Genomic DNA, 8,645 nt, shown 5'->3' on the forward strand with positions numbered 1-8,645 from the left:
CGGTGTAGAACGCCACCATCGCGCTCTTGTCGATGATGCGCAGGACGATGTGGTCGAAGCCGGTCGGCCGAATGGGGTTGGGCATCGGAGGTCTCCCGTCTTCATACTGAAGATAGGAAGCCCAGCGTTGCAATGGGAGGCCGGAAAAGCCGGCGATTGCGATGTTCGTCGTCGCACTGGATGGGGCCGCGGGGCGGGTCTTGGTCGCCGATGTCCAGTTTCTTGGACTTGGCCGAGGCGATGCGACGCCCTAGCTATGGTCTTGTGCGCCGCCTGATGGTAGAGCGCGCGCTTCATTTCGGCGGGGCGACCGCCCGAAGGCATCGGATATATCAATGCTGCTCGGCATTCTGCTTACCATCCACGTCATCGTCTGCATCTCGTTGATCGCGGTCGTCCTGTTGCAGCGCTCGGAAGGCGGAGCGCTGGGCATGGGCGGCGGCAGCACCGGTTTCATGACCGCGCGTGGGGCCGGCGACTTGCTGACCCGCACGACCTGGATCCTGGGTTCGATCTTCTTCATCCTCAGCTTGACGCTGACCATGCTGGCCGGCCGTGAGCGCGGCGCCTCCTCGGTCGTCGACCGGGTGAAGGTTGAAGGTATCGATCCCAACAGCCTGAACCGCCCGACCGTGCCGCAGCCCTCCGCGCCGGCGCCGACCAGCCCTAGCGCCGCACCGGCCCCGCTGACCGCGCCGACGCCGCAGGTTCGCAATCCCTTCACCGGCGATGCTCAGCAGCCCGCCGCGCCCGCGCCGTCCAACCCCTAACGTCCAGAGTGATCGTGAGACCTTCCCAAAAGCCGCCTCGGCGGCTCACTCTGCGTTTGCGCGCGCGTCTCGCCGCGTCTCTGTCCACACTTTCCGTAGCCTTCGGCGAATCGCCGCAGGGCGCCCAACGCGAATCACGGCTAACCTGAACGCCCATGACCCGGTACATTTTCATCACCGGCGGCGTGGTCTCCTCCTTGGGAAAAGGTCTCGCTTCCGCCGCTCTCGGCGCCTTGCTGCAGGCTCGTGGCTATAAAGTCCGCCTGCGTAAGCTCGATCCCTATCTGAACGTCGATCCGGGGACGATGAGTCCCTACCAGCACGGCGAGGTCTTCGTGACCGACGACGGCGCTGAGACCGACCTTGATCTGGGGCACTACGAGCGCTTCACGGGCGTGAACGCCACCCGGGCCGACAACATCACGACCGGGCAGATCTACAAGACCATCATCGAGAAGGAACGTCGCGGCGACTATCTGGGCGCGACCGTCCAGGTGATCCCGCACGTCACCGACGAGATCCGCAACTTCGTTCTGTCCGATCCGGGCGAGGGCGTCGATTTCGTGCTGGTCGAAATCGGCGGCACGGTCGGCGACATCGAGGGCCTGCCGTTCTTCGAGGCGATCCGCCAGCTGGGCCAGGAATTGCCGCGCGGCCACGCTTGCTACATCCACCTGACGCTGCTGCCGTATATCAAAACGGCCGGCGAGATGAAGACCAAGCCGACCCAGCACTCCGTCAAGGAACTGCGCTCGATCGGCATCCAGCCGGACATCCTGCTCTGCCGTTGCGAGCAGCCGATCCCGGCCAGCGAGCGCCGCAAGATCGGTCAGTTCTGTAATGTCCGCGAGAGCGCCGTGATCCAGGCGATGGACTCGTCGAACATCTATCACGTGCCGCTCGACTACCACGCTCAGGGCCTGGACCGCGAAGTCCTGTCGGTGTTCGGCCTGTCCGACAGCGCCCCGGCCCCCGACCTGTCGCGCTGGGAGGGGATCTCGCACACCCTGACCAACCCCGACGGCGAAGTGAACATCGCCATTGTTGGCAAGTATACCGCCCTGACCGACGCCTATAAGTCGCTGATCGAGGCCCTGGTGCATGGCGGTGTCGCCAGCAATGTCCGGGTCAAGTTCGACTGGATCGAGGGCGAAGCCTTCGAGCGCGAGGAGGGCCTGATCTCCGAGCGCCTGACGGGCGTGCATGGCGTTCTGGTGCCCGGCGCCTTTGGGGAGCGCGGCTCGGAAGGCATGATCCGCGCAGTGCAGTTCGCGCGTGAGCACGAAGTCCCGTATTTCGGCATCTGCTTCGGTATGCAGATGGCGATGATCGAGGCGGCCCGGAACCTGGCGGGCATCAAGCACGCCTCGTCCACCGAGTTCGGCCCGACCTCCGAACCCATCGTCGGCCTGATGACCGAGTGGACCCGCGGCAATGAGCGCGAGACCCGCAAAGAGGGCGACGACCTCGGCGGCACCATGCGGCTTGGGGCCTATGACGCGGTGCTGACAACGGGTTCGAAGGTGGCGGCGATCTATGGCGGCACCGAGATCAGCGAGCGCCATCGCCATCGCTACGAGGTCAATATCGGCTACCGCGAGGCTATCGAGAACACTGGCCTGACCTTCTCGGGCTTGTCCCCGGACGGCGTGCTGCCGGAGATCTGCGAGCGCTCGGACCATCCTTGGTTCGTTGGCGTGCAATTCCACCCCGAGCTGAAGAGCCGGCCGTTCGATCCGCACCCGCTGTTCGCCAGCTTCATCGGCGCGGCCAAGGAACGTTCGCGCCTAGTCTGAGGCGGTTTCCCATGGCCGGGGGAGGGCGCTATCCTCCGGTGATGCTCACCCGCGACGACGTCCGACGCATCGCGCTCGACCAGCCGGAGGCCTATGAGGCCGACCATCACGGCATGCCGTCGTTTCGCGTGGGCAAGAAAATCTTCTGTACGATCCACCAGGATCGCCCGCGCGCCATGCTGAAGCTTGATCCAGAGGATCAGCGCAATCTCAGCGAGGCGGACCCGGGCGTGGTCGAGCCCGTGCCCGGTTACTGGGGCCGCAGCGGCTCGACCTTCATCTGGTTCGAGAAGATCGAGACCGGGCGATTCGCCGATCTGATGGCGATGGGATGGGCCCAGGTTGCGCCAAAACGCCTCCTAGCCGCTGTTTCTACAGGGGTTTACAAGGACGGTTGAAACCCGGACCGATTTCCGGCATACACCCGCGCTCACGTCGGCGGCCTGTCGTTTCGGCCGCCTTCTCCATTTTACGCCTGCGAGATTCCCCATGGCCGTTCCGAAACGCAAAGTATCCCCGTCGCGGCGCAACATGCGGCGTTCGCACCACGCCCTGGGCGCCAATTCCTATGTCGAAGACAAGGAAACCGGCGAACTGAAGCGCCCCCACCACGTCGACCTGAAGACCGGCATGTACAAGGGCCGTCAGGTCATCACGCCGAAGGAAGACTAGTCCTTCTCGAGGGCCGCGCTCGCGCGCCTGAGCCCTTGAAGGTCTGAGCTGTCTAAATCCCCCGTCCGGGATCCCGGGCGGGGGATTTTGCATGCGCGCTTCGCGCCTGGCGCCTGGCCCAAGATTGCCACCGAGTCCGAAGCTGGCTAAAGGGGCGCGCATATTTCCGCCCAATCCAGGAGCTTCCATGACCGAGATCGTCGACATCATCGCCCGGGAAATCCTGGACAGCCGCGGCAATCCGACGGTCGAGGTGGACGTCATTCTGGAAGACGGATCGCTGGGCCGCGCCGCGGTGCCGTCGGGCGCCTCCACCGGCGCCCACGAGGCGGTCGAGAAGCGTGACGGTGACAAGAGCCGTTACGGGGGCAAGGGCGTCCTGAAGGCCGTCGAGTCCGTCAATGGCGAGATCTACGACGCGCTCTCGGGCTTTGACGCCGAAGACCAGCGCCGTCTCGACACCCTGCTGATCCAACTGGACGGCACCCCCAACAAGAGCCGTCTTGGCGCCAACGCGATCCTGGGCGTCAGCCTGGCGGCGGCCAAGGCCGCGGCGATCAGCGCCGACCTGCCGCTCTACAAGTATGTCGGCGGCGTCTCGGCTCGCGTGCTGCCGGTGCCGATGATGAACATCATCAACGGCGGCGCCCACGCCGACAACCCGATCGATATCCAGGAGTTCATGATCCTGCCGACCGGCGCGGACACCTTCGCCGAAGGCCTGCGCATGGGGGCGGAAATCTTCCATGCGCTGAAGAAGGCGCTGTCCGACGCCGGCCACAACACCAATGTCGGCGATGAGGGCGGCTTCGCCCCCAACATCGGTTCGGCTGAAGAGGCCCTGGCCTTTATCGTCAAGGCCGGCGCGGCCGCGGGCTTCAAGGCCGGAGAGCACTTCCAGCTCGGCCTCGACGCCGCCTCGACCGAGTTCTTCAAGGACGGCAAGTACGTGTTGGGCGGCGAGGGCAAGACCCTGGATCCGGCGGGCATGGTCGACTACCTGGCCGGCCTGGTCGCCAAGTTCCCAATCGTCTCGATCGAAGACGGCATGGCGGAGGACGATCTTGAGGGCTGGAAGCTGCTGACCGACAAACTGGGCGGCAAGATCCAACTGGTGGGCGATGACCTCTTCGTCACCAACCCGGCCCGTCTGGAGAAGCTGGGCGTCGAGATGGGCCTGGCCAACTCCATCCTGGTGAAGGTCAACCAGATCGGCACCTTGTCGGAAACTCTGGACGCCGTCGACATGGCCCACCGCGCCGCTTACACGGCCGTGATGAGCCACCGCTCGGGCGAGACCGAGGATGCGACCATCGCCGACCTTGCGGTCGCCACCAACTGCGGTCAGATCAAGACCGGCTCGCTGTCGCGCTCCGACCGGACCGCCAAGTACAATCAACTGCTGCGGATCGAGGAAGAGCTGGGCGACCAGGCGATCTATCTCGGCGCCAAGGCGCTGAAGCGCCTCTAGATCCTGCGAAAGGCGCGGCTGAACAGAAAGGCCGCGCCGCTCAGCGCCATCACCACGCCAAAGGTCATGAACGCCGCTGCATACGACCAGCGCTCGGCGATCTGGCCGAAGGCGAGGTAGAGGCCGATCGAGCCTAACGTCCACAGGAAGCCCGCCAACGAGGCGATGGTGGCGCGACGCTCGGTCGGGATGGCGTGTTGCATCCGGGTTTCGAAGTTGATGTCGATCAACTTCACCAGGCCGGCGAACGCGGCCAGCAAGAGCATTCCCGCCGGGCTCATCAGATGGGCCGCCGCCATCAGTACGCCGCCGGCCAGGATGACGACCCCGTAGAGCGCGGCCGTGCGAACGCCGCTCAGGCGATAGGCCAGGGCCGCGGCCACCGCCGAGGTCGCATAGGTGGCGGCGTAATAGACTGGGATGGCGTCGCGGCTGAGGCCGGCCTCCTCGCCATAGATCCCCCAGAATTCGTCCAGCGACCCGCCAAGCGTCCAGAGTGTCACCACGACCAGCATCGGCCGCAGGATCGCCGGGGTGCGCAGCGTTTCCCTTAAGGCCTGCTTCAGGTGCGCCGCATAGTCGACCTCGCCGGTCGATTGCACCCGAGGCGCCGAGGGCAGGGTGATGGCGACAACCGCCGCGACGATCACCACGGCGATGCTGAGCACCATCAAAAGCTGGTAGCCGCCAAGCTTGTGGACACCCACGGCCGCCAGCATCGCGACCAGAATAGCGATGATCCCCGCAGCCCGCGCGCGCCCGATGACCTTGGCGTAGGCGTGAGACGCGCCGCGCCGATCCAGCTCGTCATAGACCAGGGCCTCGAAAGCGCCCGATTGCAGAGCGCCTTTGACGCCCCACAGGACGAACCCTGCGAGGTATCCCCAGACGCTCGGGAACAGCAGCCAACAGGCGTAGCCGGCCGCCCGGATGAGTTGGCCGGCGGCTAGCAGATGCTTGCGCGGCAGGTGGTCGGCAAGCACCCCGGATGGAACCTCCAAGGCCAGGCCGACCGCCGACCAGACGGCGAACAGGAGGGCCAATTGGCTCGGCGAGACGCCATGATCGACGAACATGACCGCGTAGAGCGGATAGATGAGGATAAGGTCGTCCAGGGCCTTGTAGGCGTAGATCTTGGCCAGGACGCCGCGCACGATTTTTCCCCGTTTCCGCCACTTCAGCGGGAGACTGTAACCGTTAATTAAGCACGATTGCGTGAGATGAATTTGACGAGGAGTCTTGGATTCGAAGTGTTTGCGCGCCTTCGCTCATATCTGCCGACAGCGGCCCTAGCGTTCCTGATTTTCTACTTCGGGTTCCACGCCTTCACCGGCGATCGCGGCCTTTTGTCTTCCACGCAAAGGGATGCGACGCTCGCGGCAAAGTCGCGGGAGCTGGCCCAGCTGAGCACTGAGAGGCAGGATCTGGAGGCGCGTGCCCGCCTGCTGCGCGACAACAGCCTGTCGGCCGACCTACTGGAAGAACGTGCCCGTTCCCTGCTAGGTTTCGGGCATCCGAACGACTATGTGATCCGCGTGAAGCCTTAGGGCGGATTCGAACGTTCAAAACGCTACGGACACGCGGAGCTTAACCGCGAAATGCATTCCTACGGGAGAGACGGATGGCGCGTGGGCAGGCAGGCTCCGCAGCTAAGCGGAAAAGTAATGACACCGGTATCAGCGGCGCCGCAGACAGCCCCGTGACGCAGGACGAGCTCCTCAAGTACTACCGCGATATGTTGTTGATCCGCCGCTTTGAAGAGCGGGCGGGGCAGCTTTACGGCATGGGTCTGATCGGTGGCTTCTGCCACCTCTATATCGGCCAGGAAGCCATCGCGGTCGGTGTTCAGGCGATCAAGGAGCAGGGCGATCAGGTGATCACCGGCTACCGCGATCACGGCCACATGTTGGCCTGCGGCATGGATCCTCGTGAAGTCATGGCCGAACTCACCGGTCGCGCCGGCGGTTCGTCCAAGGGCAAGGGCGGGTCGATGCATATGTTCTCGACCGAGGCGGACTTCTACGGCGGTCATGGCATCGTCGGCGCGCAGGTCGCGCTGGGCACCGGCCTGGCGCTGGCCAACCACTACCGCGACAACAAGAAGGTCTCCTTCACCTATTTCGGCGACGGCGCGGCCAACCAGGGGCAGGTCTACGAGAGCTTCAACATGGCTCAGCTCTGGAACCTGCCGGTCGTCTACGTGATCGAGAACAACCAGTACGCCATGGGCACCTCGATCGAGCGCTCATCGTCGGAAACCCATCTCTACAAGCGCGGCGCCTCGTTCCGGATTCCGGGTGAGGAAGTCGACGGCATGGACGTGTTGGCCGTGAAAGCCGCAGCCAAGAAAGCCGCCGACCACGCCCGTTCGGGCAAGGGCCCCTACATTCTCGAGATGAAGACCTACCGCTATCGCGGCCACTCGATGAGCGACCCGGCCAAGTACCGGACCCGCGACGAGGTAGACGAGGTCCGCAAGACCCGCGACCCGATCGACCATTTGCAAGAACTGCTGGCCAAGAAGGGCTGGGCCGACGAGGCCTCGCTGAAGGCCATCGACGCCGAGGTGAAGAAGATCGTCGCCGACGCCGCGGAATTCGCCCGCACCTCGCCCGAGCCCGAGCCTTCGGAGCTCTATACGGACGTCTATCTGGAGGCCGCCGAGTGACCGACGTCCTGATGCCTGCGCTTTCCCCAACGATGGAGGAAGGCACCCTTGCCAAGTGGCACGTCAAAAAGGGCGACACCGTTCGCTCCGGCGACGTGATCGCCGAGATCGAGACCGACAAGGCGACCATGGAGGTCGAGGCGGTCGACGAAGGCGTGATCGAGGAGATCTTGGTTCCGGAAGGCACCGAGGAGGTCAAGGTCAACACCCCGATCGCGCGACTGTCCGGTGATGACGCCGCCGCCAGTGCGCCCAAGGCAGAGGCTCCTGCGCAAGCCGCCGGCGATCTGGAAAAGAAGGCTCCCGAGGCGGTCGAAGTTCAGCCGGAAGGCGAGGCTTCGGCTCCCGTGCTGCCGAAAGTCGAACTGCGCGATCCTGAGCTCCCTGAGGGCGTGAAGCTCGTGAAAACAACCATCCGTGACGCCCTGCGCGACGCGATGGCCGAGGAGATGCGCCGCGACGACAAGGTGTTCCTGATGGGCGAGGAAGTCGCCCAGTACCAGGGCGCCTATAAGGTCAGCCGCGGCCTGCTGGACGAGTTCGGCCCCAAGCGGGTGATCGACACGCCGATCACCGAGCACGGCTTCGCCGGCCTGGGCGTCGGCGCGGCCATGGCCGGCCTGAAGCCGATCGTCGAGTTCATGACTTTCAACTTCGCGATGCAGGCCATTGATCATATTATCAATTCGGCCGCGAAGACGCTCTACATGTCCGGCGGCCAGATCAAGACCTCGATCGTCTTCCGCGGACCGAACGGCGCGGCGGCCCGGGTCGGCGCGCAGCACAGCCAGGACTACGGCGCCTGGTACGCTCACGTGCCCGGCCTCAAGGTGGTGGCGCCCTACGACAGCGCCGACGCCAAGGGGCTGATGAAGGCCGCCATCCGCGACCCGAACCCCGTGGTCTTCCTGGAGCACGAGATGCTCTACGGCCAGGAGTTCGACGTACCGGAGGGTATCGACTGGGTCGTGCCGATCGGCAAGGCCAAGATCCGCCGCGAAGGGACCGGCGTCACCCTGGTGGCCTATTCGCGCATGGTGGGCTTCTGCCTGCAGGCGGCGGAAAAGCTGGCCGAGGAGGGGATCGAGGCCGAGGTCATCGACCTGCGGACGCTTCGGCCCATGGACACCGAGACCATCGTCAATTCGGTGAAGAAGACCAACCGGCAGGTCACGGTGGAGGAAGGCTGGGGCCCCAAGGGCGACGGCGCCTACATCTGCGCCAAGGAGGTCGAGGACGCTATCGACTACCATGACGCACCGCCGGCC

At 64.8% G+C, this 8,645-nt stretch carries 9 protein-coding genes; 8 read left to right on the forward strand and 1 reads right to left on the reverse strand.

The genetic code is table 11. The features are described from left to right. Positions 1-335: 335 nt before the first annotated feature. From secG to eno, 5 genes are all read left to right on the forward strand, one after another. On the forward strand, positions 336-770 hold the full coding sequence (gene secG, locus Q7T84_RS16625; protein ID WP_304811040.1) for a preprotein translocase subunit SecG: 435 nt from the start codon (positions 336-338) through the stop codon (positions 768-770). A gap of 155 nt (positions 771-925) precedes the next feature. Continuing rightward, positions 926-2,566 (forward strand): CTP synthase, encoded by a 1,641-nt coding sequence (locus Q7T84_RS16630; protein ID WP_304811042.1) that lies wholly within the window; start codon positions 926-928, stop codon positions 2,564-2,566. Between the two features lie 41 nt (positions 2,567-2,607). Further along, positions 2,608-2,964 carry an MmcQ/YjbR family DNA-binding protein gene (locus Q7T84_RS16635; RefSeq protein WP_304811043.1) on the forward strand — a complete coding sequence of 119 codons (357 nt, stop codon included), beginning with the start codon at positions 2,608-2,610 and terminating at the stop codon, positions 2,962-2,964. A 91-nt stretch (positions 2,965-3,055) separates the two neighbouring features. After that, positions 3,056-3,238 carry a 50S ribosomal protein L32 gene (gene rpmF / locus Q7T84_RS16640; protein ID WP_056734414.1) on the forward strand — a complete coding sequence of 61 codons (183 nt, stop codon included), beginning with the start codon at positions 3,056-3,058 and terminating at the stop codon, positions 3,236-3,238. Between the two features lie 187 nt (positions 3,239-3,425). After that, on the forward strand, positions 3,426-4,709 hold the full coding sequence (eno, locus tag Q7T84_RS16645) for a phosphopyruvate hydratase (protein WP_304811048.1): 1,284 nt from the start codon (positions 3,426-3,428) through the stop codon (positions 4,707-4,709). Here the strand turns inward: eno and Q7T84_RS16650 are convergent. Then, entirely contained in the window at positions 4,706-5,863 is a 1,158-nt protein-coding gene (locus Q7T84_RS16650) for an MFS transporter (protein WP_304811050.1), read from the reverse strand. The genes eno and Q7T84_RS16650 overlap by 4 nt on opposite strands. 96 nt (positions 5,864-5,959) lie before the next feature. Between Q7T84_RS16650 and Q7T84_RS16655 the strand changes: the two genes are divergently transcribed. The 3 genes from Q7T84_RS16655 to Q7T84_RS16665 all read left to right on the forward strand — a co-directional run. Beyond that, complete coding sequence (locus Q7T84_RS16655) at positions 5,960-6,256, forward strand: septum formation initiator family protein (RefSeq protein ID WP_304811056.1); 297 nt, start codon at positions 5,960-5,962, stop codon at positions 6,254-6,256. 74 nt (positions 6,257-6,330) lie between these two features. Next, positions 6,331-7,377 carry a pyruvate dehydrogenase (acetyl-transferring) E1 component subunit alpha gene (gene pdhA / locus Q7T84_RS16660; protein WP_304811052.1) on the forward strand — a complete coding sequence of 349 codons (1,047 nt, stop codon included), beginning with the start codon at positions 6,331-6,333 and terminating at the stop codon, positions 7,375-7,377. Further along, positions 7,374-8,645, forward strand: a 1,272-nt coding sequence (locus Q7T84_RS16665) for a pyruvate dehydrogenase complex E1 component subunit beta (RefSeq protein WP_304811054.1), incomplete at its 3' end; no start/stop codon positions are given. The genes pdhA and Q7T84_RS16665, both read left to right, overlap by 4 nt.

Source organism: Phenylobacterium sp. (assembly GCF_030654915.1).
Lineage (GTDB): Bacteria > Pseudomonadota > Alphaproteobacteria > Caulobacterales > Caulobacteraceae > Phenylobacterium.